This window comes from Dyadobacter chenwenxiniae (assembly GCF_022869785.1).
In the GTDB taxonomy this organism is placed as follows: domain Bacteria; phylum Bacteroidota; class Bacteroidia; order Cytophagales; family Spirosomataceae; genus Dyadobacter; species Dyadobacter chenwenxiniae.
This window is the reverse complement of the sequence record NZ_CP094997.1, coordinates 1,744,239-1,762,080: the sequence shown is the minus strand read 5'-3', so window position 1 is coordinate 1,762,080 and position 17,842 is coordinate 1,744,239. Positions and strand designations below refer to the sequence as shown.

Below are 17,842 nucleotides of genomic sequence, written 5' to 3'. Positions count from 1 at the left end.
TGGGTCACCAGACGGATGAAAAACCCGGATCTTGCTAGGTTTTAAGTATCAATGTGCATTATGACGAAAGCACCGACTCATCCTTCCGCTCGCCGATCTGCTGGCGCCACATGGCATAATACAAGCCTTTTTCATCAAGCAAAGCATGATGGCTGCCGGTTTCTACAACATGGCCTTTTTCAAGGACGTAAATGCGGTCCGCATGCATGATGGTCGATAACCTGTGCGCAATCATCACCGTGATGTGCTGACGCTGATCGGTAATGTTGCGTATTGTGTTGGAAATTTCTTCCTCTGTCAACGAATCCAAGGCAGATGTGGCTTCATCAAAAATGATCAAATGCGGCACGCGCAACAGCGCACGGGCAATGGATAAACGCTGACGCTCACCACCCGAAAGTTTCAGTCCGCCTTCGCCAATAACCGTATCAATCCCGCTCTCGGCTCTTGACAGTAAGTTGTAACAAGCCGCTTTCAGCAACACATCGTTGATCATTTCATCTGTCGCATCCGGATTTACAAAGAGCAGGTTTTCTTTAATCGTGCCAGAGAAAAGCTGCGTATCCTGCGTTACAAAGCCTATTTTGTTTCTGATTTCATCAAAATCGATGTTATTACCATCAATGCCATTGTAATACACAGCGCCTGAAATGGGATGATAAAGGCCGACGAGCAGTTTAACCAATGTTGTTTTCCCCGAACCTGATGGCCCAACGAATGCGATGGTTTCTCCACGTTTCACATCAAAGGAAATGTCCTCCAATGCGGGCCGGTTCGCCGATTGGTGCTGAAAAAGGACGTTGTCAAACCGTAGCTCTTCAATGTCTGTAATGACTTCCGGATTCGACGGCTTATGCTCAACGGGTCTGGCTAGCAATGTCTGTAAGTTGTTCAACGACGCCTCGGCTTCGCGGTAGGAGAGGATCACATTGCCCAGCTCCTGCAAGGGCCCGAATATGAAGAAGGAATAGAACTGCATCATCATCATTTGACCCACGGTAATTCTGTCCCGGAAGACAAAAAACAGCAGCGCAAACATGATACATTGTTGAAGGAAATTCACGAACGTGCCCTGTATAAAGCTGATTGAGCGAATGCTTTTGACCTTTCGGAGTTCCAGTTTGAGGATTTTGAACGTCGTCGCGTTCAGGCGGGTAATCTCCTGATTGGTCAGGCCGAGACTTTTGACCAATTCAATGTTCCGCAAAGATTCTGTCGTGGACCCAGCCAGCGCCGTAGTTTCTTTGACAATGTTCTTTTGAATAGACTTGATTTTTTTACTCAAAACACTCGTCAATATGGCAAGAACGACCGAGCCAACAAGGTAAATAAGCGGCAGTGACGGACTAAGCTTGAAGGCTACAACTACCACAAAAACAATTCCTACCAATGTGGCAAAGAGCACATTAACAAAACTGGTAATGAATTTTTCGCAATCGGCCCTAACCTTTTGCAGCACCGAGAGCGTTTCACCGCTGCGCTGGTCTTCAAAATCCTGGAAAGGGAGGCGTAATGCATGGCGTAACCCGTCTGTATAAAGGTTTGCGCCAAACTTCTGGATCACAACGTTAACAACATAATCCTGAAATGCTTTGGCAATCCGCGAAACCATGGCCACGCCAATGATCATGAGCAATCCAATGAGGATGCCTTTGAAAAAAGCGTCATCGAGGCCATTATTGCGATAATATTCTGCTTTGTTGGCGTAAGGGTCGATCAGGTAATTACCGAGAATGTAGGGGTTCAGGAGTGAAAAAACCTGATTGATGGCGGCGAGTACAAGCGCCAGGAAAATGAGGGCTTTGTACCGGCTAAGGTATTGTATTAATAATTTCATGGTGAATGAGAGGCGAACCAGCGTTAGACTATTATGGCAAACCGAAAATCCGGTAATTTAATTCTCGCAGAACGCAGAAGAATCACGTATGGGCAATAAAAAAGACATCCATCGGGATGTCTGATCTTTCGTAGCGGGGAGCAGAATCGAACTGCCGACCTTAGGGTTATGAATCCTACGCTCTAACCATCTGAGCTACCCCGCCGTGATATTGTGGTGCAAAAGTATGTTAAATAAAATTAAACTCCAACCCGTTTTTTCAATTTACGAGCTAAATTTCCGTTAAGGGAAGTGAGCAAAAATTAACTTTGATGACATTTATTGTTGAATTATGCTATATTACAACTTTTAAAATCAGCATATAAGGCGGTACTGTTGTGGTTAACCCTTTTTAATTTTAGTTCATATGGAAAAATATAAATTTATTACTGAATTTGAATTGCGCTCCTCGCCAAAAGTACTCTTTCCATATATATCGACGCCCTCCGGACTGGAACAATGGTTTGCTGAAAAAGTCACTGTGCTGCCCGATCACCGGTTTGACTTCCAGTGGGACGGCGATAGCCACATTGCCAGACAAACAGGTTTGCGAATTAATAAAGCCGTAAGATTTGATTTTGAAAATACCAGCGATGACAACCTTGATAACAATCATGTGGAACTAAAACTTGAAGTGAGCGAGTTAACCCAAACAACATTCCTGCGCGTGACGGATTACTCCGCAAACCGCGATGAGCGCGAGCTGGCTTCGCTTTGGGATGGTTTTATTGATAATTTGAAAGATATCGTAGGCAGTTGATGAAAAAGCTTGATAAGCTTATTTTAATGTCCTTCTGGGGACCTTTTGTGATAACCATGTCCGTCGTGGTCTTCGTTTTCCTGATGCGGATCATGATTTTTTATATAGATGATTTTGTATCGAAAGATCTCGGAATAACGGATTATGCGCAATTATTCTTCTTTTTTAGCCTGATAACTGTTCCTACGGCACTTCCGCTAGCCATGCTGCTGTCTTCTCTGATGGCATTTGGTAATCTGGGTGAGTTTTTCGAGCTCACAGCAATTAAAAGTGCAGGGATTTCGGTTGTGCGTGCTATGGCGCCGCTTTTTATAGTTGCGGTCTCCGTAAGTGTGTTTTCCTTCTATTTTAATGATCGGGTTTCTCCCTGGGCTAACTTAAAGGGTTACAGCCTTTTATATGACATTAAGACTACAAAAGCCACATTAAAGATTAAAGAAGGAATTTTTTATAATGATCTCCCTGGGTTTAGCATTAAGGTGGATAAAAAAGAGGACAATGGCAAACTGAAAGGAATGGTGATCTATAAGCATAGCAACCGTTCCTATGAAGTGGGCAACACCGAGATCATTCTTGCGGACTCTGGCCGTATGTATTCCATCAATGACAATCGTTACCTGGTGATCGAGCTTTACAATGGGACGCGTTACACGGATGAGGTGAGTTCTGGCAGCGCACGGCCTGCGTATATCTCTTCACCGATAGGCGGCAGCAGCGCACCCAACTACTCAAATTTCAGCCGGAACTCATTCAAACACTTCCGCTTAACGGAAAGCCTTTCGTCATTTGGGATGAAACGGACGGATGAAGGTCAGTTCAAATATCATGAGTTTATGAAGAATATCAGTGATCTTACTTCGACCGCAGATTCCCTTCGTAGCTCTTACAATGAAACACGGAAGAACTTAGTGGCTGGGAGCCAGCAATATTATTCATACAATTATCGCGAAGGGACCGATAAAACATTGAAAAAGGGCCCCTGGATTGATTCATTGCTGGTTAAGCCTGTTACGGACAGTTTGAAAAAAGAGATTTTGATGAACACCAAGAGCGCTGCTAACAGCATGCTCAGCTATACCAAGTCGCAGAAGGATTATTTGCAGACTAAATTGAAGGACGCGAATAAGTATGAATTGGAAAAACACCATAAATACACCAATGCATTGTCATGCCTGATCATGTTCCTGATCGGTGCTCCGCTGGGGGCAATCATTAAAAAAGGCGGGTTTGGTGTGCCGGTTCTGGTGTCGATTATCTTCTTTATACTGCTTTATGTTTTGACAAACCAGGGCGATAAATGGGTTAAGGAAGGGCTGCTTGTTGTGCCTGTGGGGGCCTGGATGGCTAATACGGTTTTGTTTTTGACGGGCTTGTATTTCATCGACCGGGCCAGAAGTGACTCCCGGTTATTCGAAAAAGACGTCTATATCATGATGGTAAAAAGAATTAAAGAAAAATGGGCAAGTAGATTTGGAAAAAGCCAGCTTATTCAATCATAGTAAAATTACATTTTTTAATTCGGGCCAAAAACCGTAATTTTGCGTCCTTATTTACGGCAGGGTGCTGTGAAAAGTTGAAAATAATTAATCTGTTGTTACAATTATGTATTTAACCGCGGAAAAGAAGGCTGAGATCTTCGAATCAAAAGGTTTTAAGAAAGAAGGCGGAGACACTGGATCTGCTGAATCACAAATTGCTTTATTTACGTATCGTATCAATTATTTGAACGAGCACTTAAAAACGCACAAAAAAGATAACGATACAAGACTTGGTCTACTTAAAATGGTAGGAAAGCGCCGTAGATTGTTGGATTATCTGTACAAAAAAGACATTAACCGCTACCGTGCGATTATTGCCGAATTGAACATACGTAAGTAATTTAGAAATCAGGGAACTTCAACAAGATGAAAGTTCCCTGATTTTTTGCGGAATTAACAAACATTTGGAACGTCAGGATGGCGTTTCGCAGCTACAAAAAACATCTTTTTATGCTCTTTAATATAGTTACGAAGACTATACCCTTACCAGACGGTAGGGAAATCACCATTGAAACAGGAAAATTAGCAAAGCAAGCCGACGGTTCGGTTGTAGTTCGTTTGGGTAACACCATGTTACTGGCGACAGTTGTTGCTAATAAAGATATTAAGGAAGGTCTTGACTTCTTACCACTATCGGTTGATTATCAAGAGAAATTCGCATCTGCCGGACGTATTCCTGGCAGCTTCCAACGTCGTGAAGGCAAATTGTCTGATCCGGAAGTTTTGACAAGCCGCCTGGTGGACCGCGTTTTGCGTCCATTGTTCCCGGACGATTACCACGCAGAAGTTCAGGTCAACATATTGCTGATGTCGGCTGATGCAACTGCATTACCTGATGCATTGGCAGCGTTGGCAGCTTCTGCTGCACTTGCAGCTTCCGATATTCCCTTTGCCGGACCGGTTTCAGAGGTTCGTGTTGCGAAAATTGATGGCCAATACGTGGTTAATCCAGGTTCAGCGGATCTGGAACGTGCTACATTGGAACTTATGGTTGGCGCAACTTATAACGACATCGCCATGGTTGAAGGCGAAATGAGTGAAGTTTCAGAGGAAGAGGTCGTGGAAGCATTGAAAGTGGCTCATGAAGTGATCAAGCAACAATGCCTTGCTTTGAAAGAATTCGAAGCGGCAGTTGGCAAAACAGAAAAAAGAGAATACGTAGGCGATGCATCTGACGAAGCGCTTGAAGCTCGTTTGAGAGCATTTGCATACGATAAAATATACAAGGTAACCCAACTGGGCTCTACCAACAAAACAGTTAGAAAAGAAGGTTTCAAGGCAGTTTGGGAAGAATTCACGGCTTCTATTCCGGAAGACGAAGAAGGATTCGACAAAGGCCTTGCGAAACGTTATTTCAATGACCTTGTTTGGGAAGCATCACGTCGCCTGGTTTTGGATGAAAGAATCCGCCTTGACGGTCGTAAATTGGACGAAGTTCGCCCTATCGCTTCTGAAATTGATTTCTTGCCCAATGCACACGGTTCTGCTTTGTTTACAAGAGGAGAAACGCAGTCATTGACAACTGTTACACTGGGTACAAAAAATGATGAGCAGATTGTTGATACGCCGATGAAATACGGTTACAGCAAATTCATGCTTCATTATAACTTCCCAGGATTTTCAACAGGTGAAGTAAAACCAAACCGTGGTCCTGGCCGTCGTGAAGTGGGTCATGGTAACCTGGCGTTGCGTGCATTGAAAAAAGTATTGCCCGTGGCTGAGGACAACCCATACACAATCCGTATCGTATCCGATATTCTTGAATCAAACGGTTCGTCATCTATGGCAACGGTTTGCGCTGGATCGCTTGCATTGATGGATTCAGGTTTAAAGATCAAAGCACCGGTTTCGGGAATTGCGATGGGTCTTATTTCTGATGAGAAAACAGGCAAGTATGCGGTTCTTTCAGACATTTTGGGTGATGAAGATCACCTGGGAGACATGGATTTTAAAGTAACGGGAACTGAAAAAGGAATCACGGCTTGCCAGATGGATATGAAAGTAAACGGACTTTCATATGAAGTTTTGACCGAGGCGCTGATGCAAGCGAAAGCAGGCAGATTGCACATTCTAGGTGAAATGAATAAAACCTTGAAGGAGAGCCGCGCTGACCTTAAACCACACACACCACGTGCTATCGTTATCAAGATCGACCGTGAAATGATCGGGGCTGTAATCGGGCCTGGTGGTAAGGTTGTTCAGGATATTCAGAAAGAATCCGGTGCTACGGTCTCTATTGAAGAAAAAGATGGAGCAGGATTTGTAAGTATATTTTCTGCTGACAAGACTTCGATGGATAAAGCAGTTTCCCGCATCAAAGGAATCATTCTGGTGCCGGAAATCGGTGAAGTATATTCTGGAAAAGTGAAGTCAATTATGCCATTTGGAGCATTTGTTGAGTTCTTGCCAGGAAAAGACGGCTTGCTTCACATTTCCGAAATCAAGTGGGAACGTCTTGAGAAAATGGACGGAGTTCTTGAAGTAGGAGAGGATGTTCAGGTTAAATTGGTTGAGATCGATAAGAAGACTGGCAAATACCGTCTGTCCCGGAAAGTATTGCTGCCGAAGCCAGAGAACAAAAATGATTAAAATAGTGTTTTTGGTAACAGGGGCAATATTTAATGTCGTTATATATAAAATTAATAAAAGATAGATGAGACAGCTAAAGATCAGTAAGCAAATTACCAACCGTGAGAGTCAGTCGTTAGACAAGTATTTGCAAGAAATCGGGAAGGTGGATTTGTTGACGCCGGACGAGGAAGTGACGTTAGCTCAGAAAATTAGGGATGGTGATCAGCTTGCATTGGAAAGACTAACCAAGGCAAATCTTCGCTTTGTTGTGTCTGTGGCCAAGCAATATCAAAATCAGGGCTTGTCGTTGGGCGATTTGATCAATGAAGGTAACCTGGGTTTGATTAAAGCTGCTCAGCGTTTTGACGAAACAAGAGGTTTTAAATTCATTTCTTACGCAGTTTGGTGGATTCGCCAGTCTATTCTGCAGGCACTTGCAGAGCAGTCGAGGATTGTACGTTTACCCCTCAACCGTGTTGGTTCTTTAAATAAAATATCAAAAACTTTTTCAGAACTAGAGCAGCGTTTTGAACGTGAACCTTCTCCTGAGGAATTGGCAGAAGTGCTTGAAATTTCTTCTTCTGAGGTTGTAGACACCATGAAGATCTCTGGCCGTCACGTCTCTATGGACGCGCCGTTCGTTCAAGGCGAGGAAAACAGCCTTTTGGACGTGTTGGAGAATGATTTGGAAGACAAGCCTGATTCCGGTTTGGTGAATGAATCATTGCGTAAAGAAGTGCAGCGTGCACTTTGCACATTGACGCAGCGTGAAGCAGATGTTATCGCATTGTACTTTGGCCTGAATGGCGAGCATGCGATGACGCTGGAAGAGATCGGTGAGAAGTTCAACCTTACCCGTGAACGCGTTCGTCAGATCAAAGAAAAAGCAATCAGAAGATTGCGTCACGTTTCAAGAAGCAAAGCTTTAAAAACATACCTGGGATAATCTGAACTGATGATGTTGCAGTTAACCAGTAATTTGATACAGTATTAATTAAATAGCCTCTTAATGAGGCTATTTTTATTTATGATATGGCCATTTTACAACCTTTGGTAGACCTTGCCGCCATTTGCTATGCCCAGGGCGTGAGACATGTTGTGGTTTCTCCCGGCTCCCGCAGTGCGGCGCTTACACTCGCCTTTACACGCTCCGGGCGCTTCAAGTTGCATGTTTGTATGGACGAACGCTCCGCAGGCTTTATAGGGCTTGGGATAGCCCAGCAAACAGGCGTTCCGGTGGTTTTAATCTGCACGTCGGGGAGTGCGGTCTATAACTTTGCTCCGGCTGTTTCTGAGGCGTTTTTTCAGCAAATTCCGCTGGTCGTGATTTCCGCAGACCGGCCCAAGGAATGGCTGCATCAGTATGACGGGCAGACAATCTATCAAAGCGAAATATTTGGCAAGCATATTAAGCGATCTTTCGAATTTTCAGCGGATTATGGGCACGCAGATGTGCTGTGGGCCATTAACAGAGTGTCCAATGAAGCAGTGACCCTGGCTGCAACAATTCCCATGGGTCCGGTCCACATTAATGTTCCGATCAGGGAGCCGTTTTATCCGGCGTCAGGAGATGAAATGGTTCCTTCTGCCAATCTCAAAATTATAAAAAGACAGTCAGCGGAGAAGATCCTGGCTCCGGATGTATGGAATACATTACTGGATGAATTTGAAGAATATCCCAAAATATTAATTGCGGCAGGCCAGCATTTACCGGATCACGAACTGAGCGAGGTGCTGAATAAGATTTCAGAAGAGTGGGATATTCCCGTGCTGGCAGACAGCATTGCAAACATTTCAGGGTTGAACATAATCCGAAATCACGACCTGTTTTTGGCCAGTAAAAATGCCGGCCAACTGGTTCCGGATCTGCTGATCACCTTCGGATTGTCATTTATTTCCAAGGATTTCAAGCAATTCATCAGGAAAAACCCGCCGCGGGCACACTGGCACATTGGAGAAGAAGTATTCTTAGCTGATCCAACCCAGTCATTAACCAGAACGATTCCAGTTCCGGCATCGTATTTCTTTAAAAATCTGTTTGAAAAGATTGATTATAAGCTCTTTACTGAGAATGCTGACCCTGAAACTGACTCAGCATTCCTCCGGAATTGGTCTGCCAGTAATGCTGGTTCAGAACAAATAATGCATGACTACATCTCAAATCTATCTAAGTTATCAGATATAACATCGTTAGATTTATTATTTAAGTGTATAAATCGAGTGTTTCAGTTACATGTTGCAAATAGCATGTCGATCCGTTATATCAACGTGCTCGACATTGGCACTAACATTCGAAGTGTATTTTGTAACAGGGGAACAAGCGGCATTGATGGTTGTGTAAGCACGGCGATCGGCGCAGCTCTCGTCAATGAGGAAGAGACATTGCTGGTCGTGGGCGACGTTGCATTTATGTATGACCGTAATGGCTTGCTGATTAACTCACTCCCACAAAACCTGAAAATTGTTGTGATCAATAATGCCGGTGGAAATATTTTCCGGATGATCGATGGACCGTCCGGGCTGCCGGAAATTGAAACTTATTTCGAAACCAGACACGCGTTCTCAGCGAAGCGAACTTGCGAGGACTCTAGCATCGCTTACTTCAGTTGTCGGGAGCCGGAGTTATTGGAATCCTCGGTCCAGGCATTTCTCGAAAACAAGGCGATCAGTTTACTTGAAATATTTACGGATCCTTACGAAAACGAAAAAGTCTGGAAGGAGCTCCGAAGACTCGGCCGGGAACAATAATTACCGGCAGTTTTTTGCAGCTTCCGCAATGGCGAGCGAGTCATTTAACATAATGCCCTGCTTCCAGATTTTGCAGGCTTCTGCGATATTTTTTTGTTGGAAGTAAACTTGTCCAGCCAGCCCGTAAAGCATGTCCACGGGCTCCGCAATATCCATTGCTTTTGAAAAAGCTTCGGTTGCCTTTTCCGGCCGTCCGGCCTTCTGATAATATATCCCGAGATTTCGGAAAGCATATCCATTCTTAGGAAGCTTATCCAGGGATTTCTCGATCAAATTTTTCGCCTGCTCCACCGAGCCGGTTTGCAAAAGCACGTAGCCTTTGTTGTTGAGCGAATACGGATCGTCCGGTGCGGCCGACAGCACTTTGTCGAAATAGGAGAGTGCCGACTTCCAATCCTGCTCTTTTGTCGCAATTAGTCCCAGATTATTGAGCGCTTCCGGCTGAGCAGGATTCAGTGCAAGCGCATTTTCAAAATCTTCCTTGGCAGATTTCCAGTTTTTCAGGCCGTAGTATATAGCTCCCCGGTTAACATATGCTTCAACATTCAGCTTCTGTAACTGGATCGAGCGATCATAGTCAGCTAATGCGAGGGAAGCATTTCCTTCTGCACCGAGCAGGTTTCCGCGAACGAGGAAAAACCTGGACGAATCCTTGTAATCTTTTTCAATTTGCTGCAAATCCTGTTTTGCCTCGCGCAACCGGCCTAAATCAAGCCCTGATTCTGCCCTGACGAGATTTGCCTGTGTGAGCGTCGGGTCAATTTTAATTGCTTCTGTCAAAATCTCGTGAGCATCTGCCGGCCTTCCCATTTTTAACAAAGTTATTCCTTTATTGAGGTAGGCGTCTGAAAAATCTGCATTTTTGGCAATTGCTTCGTCATACAGGCGCAAGGCTTCGGCATAGTTCTTTTGATTTAATGCCCGGTTGCCTTTCAAGAAAAAGTCAGCAGCATCCTTCTTGTCCTGACCCGAACAAGATGATAGGATTAGCACTAATAATATTAGTATTTTATTTAGTTTAATATTGATAACCATGATATTGCAACAATTTTGATAAAATGAGATACATTAAAGATATACCCAACGACAAATTTAAGATCGGCCTGTATCAGTGGAATAATAAATACATTGTCAAGATTGAATCGGGCATGTACGAGCAAACTTACAAAATCGATGACTATGAAATTGAAAGTGCGGCAGAAATAGAACGCTGCTTGGACGAATCATTTATCGCTGCAATCACCTCTCGTTTTGATGCAATGCATGGTGATTTTTCAGCGTCTTTAATGCGAAATGAAGTGATCTTCTAAGGTTATAAATATTGCGTTTGCCTGCAATGTATACGGTTTTAGTACACTTTTCGTTAGATAGCAAACAATTTTAGGAGGTAAGAGCGCACCAAATTACTCTTTAAAAGGATATGGTTAATGACATTAATTCAAATCAAAAATTCACCAACTCAGTCTCTATGGTTTTTAAACACGGCGCCTCCACTTTCGGAATGCTTTTATATGTTGGCGCATCTTCGGTTTTTGCTCAGAATACATTAAGTATTACAGAACCGGAAGCCCATTTTCGAAACGGCCTGGAATATTATGAAAAGTCTAACTATGTCGCTGCCAGGCAGGAGTTCAACGAATTTCTGAGCAATGACGACAAGTTGCTGAGTACCACCGATTATAATAAGGTCACAGCTGAATATTATGTGGCAGTGACCGGTTTATACCTCAACTATCCGGAGGCAGAAGTACAGGTAGACCGGTTTGTCAAGAACCACTCAGAACATCCGAAGGCTCAGCAAATCTACGGCGACCTGGGGCGTTATTATTACAACTCAGGGCAATACGACAAAGCCATAACGTATCTCGAAAAGGCTGTTAACGTATCGGGAAGCGGTGCTAACAAACAGGAAAGCACTTATCAGCTGGCCATGTCATATTATAATACCCAGCAGCTGGATGCGGCTTTGCCATTGTTTAATCAGGTAAAAACCGACGCTTCATTTGCCAACGCCGGTGATGCCTCGTTCTATGCGGGTGTAATTAACTATCAGAAAAATAAGTTCGAAGAAGCTTATCAGGATTTTCAGCGTATCGAAGATCATCCTTATTACAAAAATGAAGCACCGAACTGGATCATCTCTTCATTGTATCAGTTAAAGCGGCATGATGAGCTTTTAGCATACGGTGAAAAAGTATTGAAGACACAAAGAGGCAATACTAAGCTGGATGACGTCGCTTTATATGTGGCAGAGGTTTATTACGAAAAAGGCGACTACGCTGCGGCTGTTACATCTTACGAGCGCTACAAGCGTATGAAACCCGGTGCTGTGCCTCCTACGGTAGCGCTTCATTACGGGCATGCGCAGTTCAGGAGTGGGAATTATGAAGGTGCAATAACCAACCTAAAACCCATCGGACCAGGTAAAGATTCTGTTTCGCAGTACGCTTCTTACATACTGGGAATCAGTTATTTAAAGACTTCTAATTTAAGTTATGCTTTAACTTCATTTGACAATGCATCAAAGCTTGACTTCAACCCGGTTATAAAGGAAGAAGCGGCATACAACCACGCCAAGGTGCAATTGGAGTCGGGAAACAACAATGAGGCCGTTAAGGAGTTCAATGACTTCATGGCGAAGTATCCCCAGAGCAAGCATACAGAGGAAGCAACCGAACTAGTGGCAGAAGGATATGCCAGTGCAAGCAACTCGGTAGGGGCAATAAAGTACATAGAAGGCCTTTCCAGGCGGAATACTAAAATTAATGGCACCTATCAACGGCTTACTTATAACCAGGGCGTGCTTGATTTCAATGCACAGAAGTTTGACAACGCGATTGTAATGTTTGATAAGTCCATCAAGTTTCCGATTGACGAACAACTTTTCATTTCTGCAACATATTACAAAGCTGAGTCCACATACGGTTTGAACAAAGTGGATGAAGCTGCCAACCTTTACTCGCAGATTTCTAAAAATCCCAAGGCAGGCATTTATGCAAGAAAGAGTTTGTACGCTTTGGGATACATTTATTATAATCAAAAAAAATACGCCCAGGCGTTAACATACTTTAAGGAATTCACGAACAACATTGAAGGCATTGAGCCGGCAATGATTGAAGATGGCTTTTCGCGACTAGCGGATTGTTACCTGGCTGCAAAGAATTACAATGAAGCGATTAAAACCTACGAACAGGTTTCGGCCAAAGGGAATGTGGATAAGGACTACGCATTGTTCCAGAAAGCCCGCGCATATGTATACATGAACCGTGAGCAGGAAGCGCGCAAACAATTTGATCAGTTGATCAGCCAATATCCGCAGTCGAGATATCTGGATGATGCGTACTTCCAATTAGCCGACATTGATTTCCAGAAACAAAGTTATTCTGCTGCTGTGAAAGGTTTCACACGGATGATAAACGAGAAGCCCAAGAGTAACGCAATTCCGGCAGCATTACTTCGCCGGGCACAGTCATATTATAACTTGCAGGTTTATGAACAGGCTATTGTCGATTTTCGGAAGATACTGACTGAATATCCGGATTCTCCGTCTGCGAGCAGCGCATTGGAAGGGATTCAGGAAGCTTATACGGCTGTCGGTCGTCCTGAAGAGTTTACGCAAGTGCTTGGTGTAGTGAGAAAGAACAACCCGGGCAATGAAAAGCTGGAAGAAGTTGAGTTTGATAACGTCCGGAATCTCTATTATGCCGAGAAATACGAAAATGCGATCAACTCGCTGCAAAGCTTTGTTCAAAGCTATCCAGCCAGCAAGCATCAATATGACGCTAATTACTTCATCGCCTCGTCCTATGACAAGATTGGCAAGGTGAACGAAGCTCTGGAATATTTCGGTAAAGTGGTTCAGCAGAACAAATCGACATTCGTCGCAGCGGCCGCACAGCGTTCGGCTGAGCTGGAAATTGGCCGCGGCAACCATAACAATGCCGTGTCAAATTTCCGCGTACTGCTTCGTAATTCTGAAAGCAAAAAAGAGCAGGCTCAGGCTTGGGTTGGTTTAATGGACACTTATTATACATTGAAGAGCTACGACTCGACACTGTATTATGCAAAAGAAGTGATCAATACAGGTAACCTGATCCCGGGTGCAGTAGGTAAAGCGCAGTTGTATGCGGGTAAGGTTCCCTACGAGCGCGGAGATCTGACAAAGGCCGGCGAGGAGTTTAAGAAAATCGCAGCTTCCTCGAAAGACGAATATGGTGCTGAGGCAAGTTATTGGTCCGCTATGGTGCTATTTAAAAACAAAAAATACAAAGATGCCGAGACGGCGATCATTGAGATGGGCAAGAATTTCGAGGGGTATGACTACTGGCGTGTAAGGTCTTTTATACTGCTTGCTGAGGTGTATGTCGGGCTGAATGAGATGGGGCAGGCTAAGGCCACATTAACGTCGATTATCGACAATTCCGATGACAAGGAAGCAGTTCAGCTTGCTAAGGAAAAACTGGCTCAGATCAGCAAATAAAAAAGATTCATTCCTGCGGGACAAACAGAAAATATTAAGACTCATGACGAAATCCACCGCGATACGTTCTTCCTTATTTTTATTGACACTTGGCTTCTCATCCCAGTTTGCTATGGCACAACGCGGAGAGATCGAGAGCCAGACTTATGAGATTGTTAAAGAGAAAAGCATTGAATTTGCACCTGCCAACAGGGTTTATGATAAAGTGGACCCTATCAAAGGAGAAACAGGCAAGAAAAAGGTCGATTATCAGATCATTGATCCGCAAATAGACCTTTCGTCACCAAAACTTACACCCAGCGTAGCTGCGTCCTCTGATGAACAAAAACGCGAGGATGAACCCGATGTGCTGAACAACTATGTTAAGCTCGGAGCTGGTAACTACGGCCGTTTCCTGGGTGAAGCGTTTGTTGGGGGGCGGCCTTCCGAAGATCTGGTCTTTACCACGCAGCTCAAACATTTGTCTGCTGCCAATGGTCCTGTCGATAATAAAAATTCTGCAAACGCAGCCACGAATTTCAAGATCGGCGGTAAGTACATTCGCAGCAAGTACAAAGTGGAGGCTGCATTGGATTATGACCGTAAGAACTATTATTTCTATGGTTACAAACCCCAGCCCGAAACCGTTCAGGTGAACCGGGACAGCATCCGCCAAACGATCAATCGTTTTGGAGTTGCATTGGGTTTTGAAAATACAGACGCTTCTGTGTTAGTTGATTATTCTGTGAAAACCAGCTTACATACACTGCGCGACAGATATGAAGCGTCCGAGCTTGACTGGGGAACGAAGTTAATGGCTTCGGTTCCTTTGTCAGAATCATTTCACGCATTACTGGAAGCGGATGCATTCATAACGCAGCGGGTTGACAGGTTTACATACAACAGAAATCTGTTTCGTGTAAAACCTACATTCAAATATACCTCGGAGCTTTTCTCGGTGACTGCGGGTATCAATGTTGCCAACGAAACGGATAGCGAGCTCGAAATCAACAGGACGAAGGCATTTCCGGTGTTAAACATCGATGTGGCCCCATTTGCAGGATTGCACATCTTTGCTGGCTGGAATGGCGATATGGTAAGAAATACCTTGAAAAGTATGCTGGGGGAAAACCAATGGCTGGGTCCCAATGTTCAAATACTTAACACTGATAAGGACTATGAAATCAGTGCAGGGGTGAAAGGTGAAGGGCTTGCCGGATTTAACTATGAAGGTAAAGTGGCCTACTCGCAATACAGGAATTTTTATTATTTCAATAATTCAATCGCCGATACATCCATGTTTGCCATTCTATACGATCCGGGCAAAACAAAGGTGTTAAGTATTGCAGGTCAGGCAGGCTATAACTTTAATGATTTGTTTAAGACTTCTCTCAAAGTTAACTTCTTCGATTACGCTGTTTCAGACCTGGAAGAGCCCTGGCACCGTCCGGACCTTACGTTAAACTGGTTTAACGCACTTGCCATCAGCAAAAAACTATTTGTTACGGCTGATTTTTATATGTTGAGAGGGATAAAAGCGAAAAATTTCCAAACTGGCAAAGTGACAAAATTGCCTGTAATCGCAGATCTGAATTTCAAGATCGATTATCTGTTAACCAGGAACTTCTCAGCCTTTGTGTCACTCAACAATGTGTTGGGCAAAGAGTATCAACGTTATCAATATTACCCGCAGCAAGGACTAAACTTTATTGGAGGATTATCGTTTTCTTTTTAACTTCGCTCAGTTAACTGAAAAAACGTTCATGATAGCAGTCGAAACAGTAATCCGAAAACTTGTAGGTGAATATGAATTTGTAATCATTCCAGGATTCGGAGCATTGCTTTCGCACCAGATTCCGGCTGCTTACGATGATATGTCACAAACTTTTTCCCCGCCTGCCAAGAAGCTAGCATTCAACGAGTTTCTGAAACTGGACGACGGGTTGCTGGCGAATTACATTTCGCGCCATGAAGGTTTGTCGCATACGGAGGCAGTTGATTATGTGAAACATTACACGGACGAGCTGCGCCAAAATCTGGAACAGCGCGGTCAGGCCCAGATTACCGGGATTGGCGATTTCAGTAAAAATATCGAGGGCAAGCTCGTTTTTGAACCCAACACGGAAAAGTATTTTAAGGACGAATGGTACGGTTTCGAGAAGATCAGAGCGAAGCAAATTGATAAAAAGCTGATTTCGGTTGCAGCAGCGGAAACATACATTGCCGAAGAACAAGTTGAAGTGATTGAGGCAGAGGAAGAAAGGTCCAACACATTCAGGTGGGCCAAGTGGGCTGCTGCTGCGGTAATAGCAACGATCGTCTGCGGTTTAAGCGTGTTTTTAGTGAATTCAAAAAACGGAGACATTCAAAGCACATTGAATCCGTTTGCAGAGCTGTTCCCGAAATCAGAAACTGTTAGTGAAGAAAAAACCGAAACAGTTGTTGTACCAGTGGAAGTGGCTCCATCACCAGCGACGCAGCCAGTTGTTGTTGATTCTTCGGTAATTGCTACAAAGCCTGGTGAGGCAGCCACAGTTGTTAAAGTTGATTCAGCAAAGGAGAAAGCATTTGTTCCTGCGGCTAAGCCGCAACCTGCCGGGTCCGTTGAACCAGTGAAAGAATCGAAATTTTATGTGATCGCGGGAACATTCAAGGGAATGAGACAGGCAAATGTCCTTTTAACGCAATTGAAAGAAAAAGGTTTTGAAGACGCGAGCATCTTGCCTCCGGATAGATTTGGTAAAAAAGTGAAGGTGGCAGTCAATGGCTACGGTAATGAAACCGATGCTTACCGTGCCTCGGCAAAATTGAAAAGGGTAATTGGAGAAGCAGGCTGGGTCTACGTGAGAAAGTAAACAGACAGCATATCAAAAGGGGAAGCAGTTAATGCTTCCTTTTTTCGTAACACACGATTTTTTTTAGTTTTGCGTTGTTGAGAAAGTAAAATAAAAGCAAATACGATGATTGTATTACAAGCCGAAGATCGTCAGCGAATTGCAGTTTCCTGGGCCATGTCCATCGGGATTACGGTTGCAATGCTGGGCATGTTCTTCTTTATCAGGCTCAATAGTTCGCTGCCAAAAGTGCAGCCTATGGAACTGTTTGTTGAAGTTAATTACGGAACAAGCAAAGTCGGTAAAGGTGATATTCAGACATTCAATAAGCCTAACGACAGCAAGGTGGCGGAAAACATGCGCGCCGATGCAGATGAAGTGAAGAAGGTTAAATCTGTGGCCACGCCAAAGCCGACACCACCTACACCTCCGAAAATCGAGCCTGTTAAACCCACAAAAACGGTCGCAGAAAAGCCTGTAATCACTTCCAAGGCAGAAAGTCCCGTGGAAGCGCCGGAAAAGAATGAGAGCAAGAAATCAACTGGTTCGGAAGCTTCGTCGGCACCCGCTGTAAAGCCGGCTCCCGAGAAGGCTGTTAATAAAGATGCATTGTTTACCAAATCATCCGGCAGCAAGTCAGGCAGCAACGGCACCAATGGCACGAAGAGCGGCGTGGGTGGTAATAATAACGGAGACGATGCAGAAGGAGTGGGCGATAAAGGGTCGAAGACAGGAAGCCTTTTCGCAAAAACATACAAAGGCGAAGGTGGCGGTGGCGGAACGGCAGTAGGGTTGAGCTTATCCGGATGGAGCTGGTCTAGAAGACCGGTCGTAGACGATAATTCGGACGCTACGGGAGACATTACATTCAAGATAACGGTGGATAAAAACGGCCGTGTGAAAAGCATTATCACGCAAAACACAACGGTAACCGATTATGCAGTTGTTAACAAATATAAAAGCGCAGTCCGGGACCTGACTTTCATCCCAAAGTCATCGAATGTGCCGGATGAGTCAGTAGGAACGATCACATTCAAAATACGTTCCCAATAGTTT

The 17,842-nt window shown here is 44.1% G+C and carries 13 protein-coding genes and 1 tRNA gene; 11 read left to right on the top strand and 3 right to left on the bottom strand.

What is annotated here, in order from left to right:
- Positions 1-58: 58 nt before the first annotated feature.
- Together MUK70_RS07285 and MUK70_RS07280 are read right to left on the bottom strand one after the other, a co-directional pair.
- Positions 59-1,837 (bottom strand): ABC transporter ATP-binding protein, encoded by a 1,779-nt coding sequence (locus tag MUK70_RS07285; RefSeq protein WP_234656087.1) that lies wholly within the window; start codon positions 1,835-1,837, stop codon positions 59-61.
- A gap of 131 nt (positions 1,838-1,968) precedes the next feature.
- Positions 1,969-2,042 (bottom strand) — tRNA-Met (locus tag MUK70_RS07280).
- Positions 2,043-2,243: 201 nt separating this feature from the next.
- Between MUK70_RS07280 and MUK70_RS07275 the strand changes: the two genes are divergently transcribed.
- The 6 genes from MUK70_RS07275 to menD all read left to right on the top strand — a co-directional run bounded on the left by MUK70_RS07275 (position 2,244) and on the right by menD (position 9,493).
- The gene (locus MUK70_RS07275; RefSeq protein WP_082215018.1) at positions 2,244-2,636 is read left to right on the top strand and encodes an START-like domain-containing protein; all 393 of its coding nucleotides are present in this window, start codon (positions 2,244-2,246) and stop codon (positions 2,634-2,636) included.
- Positions 2,636-4,135: an LptF/LptG family permease gene (locus MUK70_RS07270; RefSeq protein ID WP_234656088.1), complete on the top strand. Its 1,500-nt coding sequence runs from the start codon at positions 2,636-2,638 to the stop codon at positions 4,133-4,135. The genes MUK70_RS07275 and MUK70_RS07270 overlap by 1 nt, the downstream gene beginning before the upstream one ends.
- Positions 4,136-4,238: 103 nt before the next feature.
- Complete coding sequence (gene rpsO / locus MUK70_RS07265) at positions 4,239-4,514, top strand: 30S ribosomal protein S15 (RefSeq protein ID WP_234604919.1); 276 nt, start codon at positions 4,239-4,241, stop codon at positions 4,512-4,514.
- Between the two features lie 110 nt (positions 4,515-4,624).
- Positions 4,625-6,763: a polyribonucleotide nucleotidyltransferase gene (gene pnp, locus MUK70_RS07260; protein WP_234656089.1), complete on the top strand. Its 2,139-nt coding sequence runs from the start codon at positions 4,625-4,627 to the stop codon at positions 6,761-6,763.
- Between the two features lie 64 nt (positions 6,764-6,827).
- Positions 6,828-7,691, top strand: a complete 864-nt coding sequence (locus MUK70_RS07255) for a sigma-70 family RNA polymerase sigma factor (protein WP_015810559.1) — start codon at positions 6,828-6,830, stop codon at positions 7,689-7,691.
- Positions 7,692-7,777: 86 nt separating this feature from the next.
- Positions 7,778-9,493: a 2-succinyl-5-enolpyruvyl-6-hydroxy-3-cyclohexene-1-carboxylic-acid synthase gene (gene menD, locus MUK70_RS07250; protein WP_234656090.1), complete on the top strand. Its 1,716-nt coding sequence runs from the start codon at positions 7,778-7,780 to the stop codon at positions 9,491-9,493.
- Here the strand turns inward: menD and MUK70_RS07245 are convergent, their stop codons facing one another.
- Positions 9,494-10,486, bottom strand: a complete 993-nt coding sequence (locus MUK70_RS07245; protein WP_234656091.1) for a tetratricopeptide repeat protein — start codon at positions 10,484-10,486, stop codon at positions 9,494-9,496.
- 65 nt (positions 10,487-10,551) lie between these two features.
- On the opposite strand from MUK70_RS07245, the gene MUK70_RS07240 reads away from it, so the two are divergent.
- The 5 genes from MUK70_RS07240 (at position 10,552) to MUK70_RS07220 (ending at position 17,839) form a co-directional block, all read left to right on the top strand.
- Positions 10,552-10,803 carry a hypothetical protein gene (locus tag MUK70_RS07240; RefSeq protein ID WP_234656092.1) on the top strand — a complete coding sequence of 84 codons (252 nt, stop codon included), beginning with the start codon at positions 10,552-10,554 and terminating at the stop codon, positions 10,801-10,803.
- Positions 10,804-10,961: 158 nt separating this feature from the next.
- Positions 10,962-13,973 carry a tetratricopeptide repeat protein gene (locus tag MUK70_RS07235; protein WP_234656093.1) on the top strand — a complete coding sequence of 1,004 codons (3,012 nt, stop codon included), beginning with the start codon at positions 10,962-10,964 and terminating at the stop codon, positions 13,971-13,973.
- A gap of 43 nt (positions 13,974-14,016) precedes the next feature.
- Positions 14,017-15,687, top strand: coding sequence for a TonB-dependent receptor (locus MUK70_RS07230; protein WP_234656094.1), 1,671 nt, complete (start codon positions 14,017-14,019; stop codon positions 15,685-15,687).
- Between the two features lie 28 nt (positions 15,688-15,715).
- Entirely contained in the window at positions 15,716-16,807 is a 1,092-nt protein-coding gene (locus MUK70_RS07225) for an HU domain-containing protein (RefSeq protein WP_234656095.1), read from the top strand.
- Between the two features lie 105 nt (positions 16,808-16,912).
- Positions 16,913-17,839 (top strand): hypothetical protein, encoded by a 927-nt coding sequence (locus MUK70_RS07220; protein ID WP_234656096.1) that lies wholly within the window; start codon positions 16,913-16,915, stop codon positions 17,837-17,839.
- Positions 17,840-17,842: the final 3 nt, after the last annotated feature.

What these genes read in the sequence shown, in the direction of transcription:
- MUK70_RS07285 (WP_234656087.1), bottom strand. Translation starts at nt 1,837, where the DNA reads ATGAAATTATTAATACAATACCTTAGCCGGTACAAAGCCCTCATTTTC.
- MUK70_RS07275 (WP_082215018.1), top strand. Translation starts at nt 2,244, where the DNA reads ATGGAAAAATATAAATTTATTACTGAATTTGAATTGCGCTCCTCGCCA.
- MUK70_RS07270 (WP_234656088.1), top strand. Translation starts at nt 2,636, where the DNA reads ATGAAAAAGCTTGATAAGCTTATTTTAATGTCCTTCTGGGGACCTTTT.
- rpsO (WP_234604919.1), top strand. Translation starts at nt 4,239, where the DNA reads ATGTATTTAACCGCGGAAAAGAAGGCTGAGATCTTCGAATCAAAAGGT.
- pnp (WP_234656089.1), top strand. Translation starts at nt 4,625, where the DNA reads ATGCTCTTTAATATAGTTACGAAGACTATACCCTTACCAGACGGTAGG.
- MUK70_RS07255 (WP_015810559.1), top strand. Translation starts at nt 6,828, where the DNA reads ATGAGACAGCTAAAGATCAGTAAGCAAATTACCAACCGTGAGAGTCAG.
- menD (WP_234656090.1), top strand. Translation starts at nt 7,778, where the DNA reads ATGGCCATTTTACAACCTTTGGTAGACCTTGCCGCCATTTGCTATGCC.
- MUK70_RS07240 (WP_234656092.1), top strand. Translation starts at nt 10,552, where the DNA reads ATGAGATACATTAAAGATATACCCAACGACAAATTTAAGATCGGCCTG.
- MUK70_RS07235 (WP_234656093.1), top strand. Translation starts at nt 10,962, where the DNA reads ATGGTTTTTAAACACGGCGCCTCCACTTTCGGAATGCTTTTATATGTT.
- MUK70_RS07230 (WP_234656094.1), top strand. Translation starts at nt 14,017, where the DNA reads ATGACGAAATCCACCGCGATACGTTCTTCCTTATTTTTATTGACACTT.
- MUK70_RS07225 (WP_234656095.1), top strand. Translation starts at nt 15,716, where the DNA reads ATGATAGCAGTCGAAACAGTAATCCGAAAACTTGTAGGTGAATATGAA.
- MUK70_RS07220 (WP_234656096.1), top strand. Translation starts at nt 16,913, where the DNA reads ATGATTGTATTACAAGCCGAAGATCGTCAGCGAATTGCAGTTTCCTGG.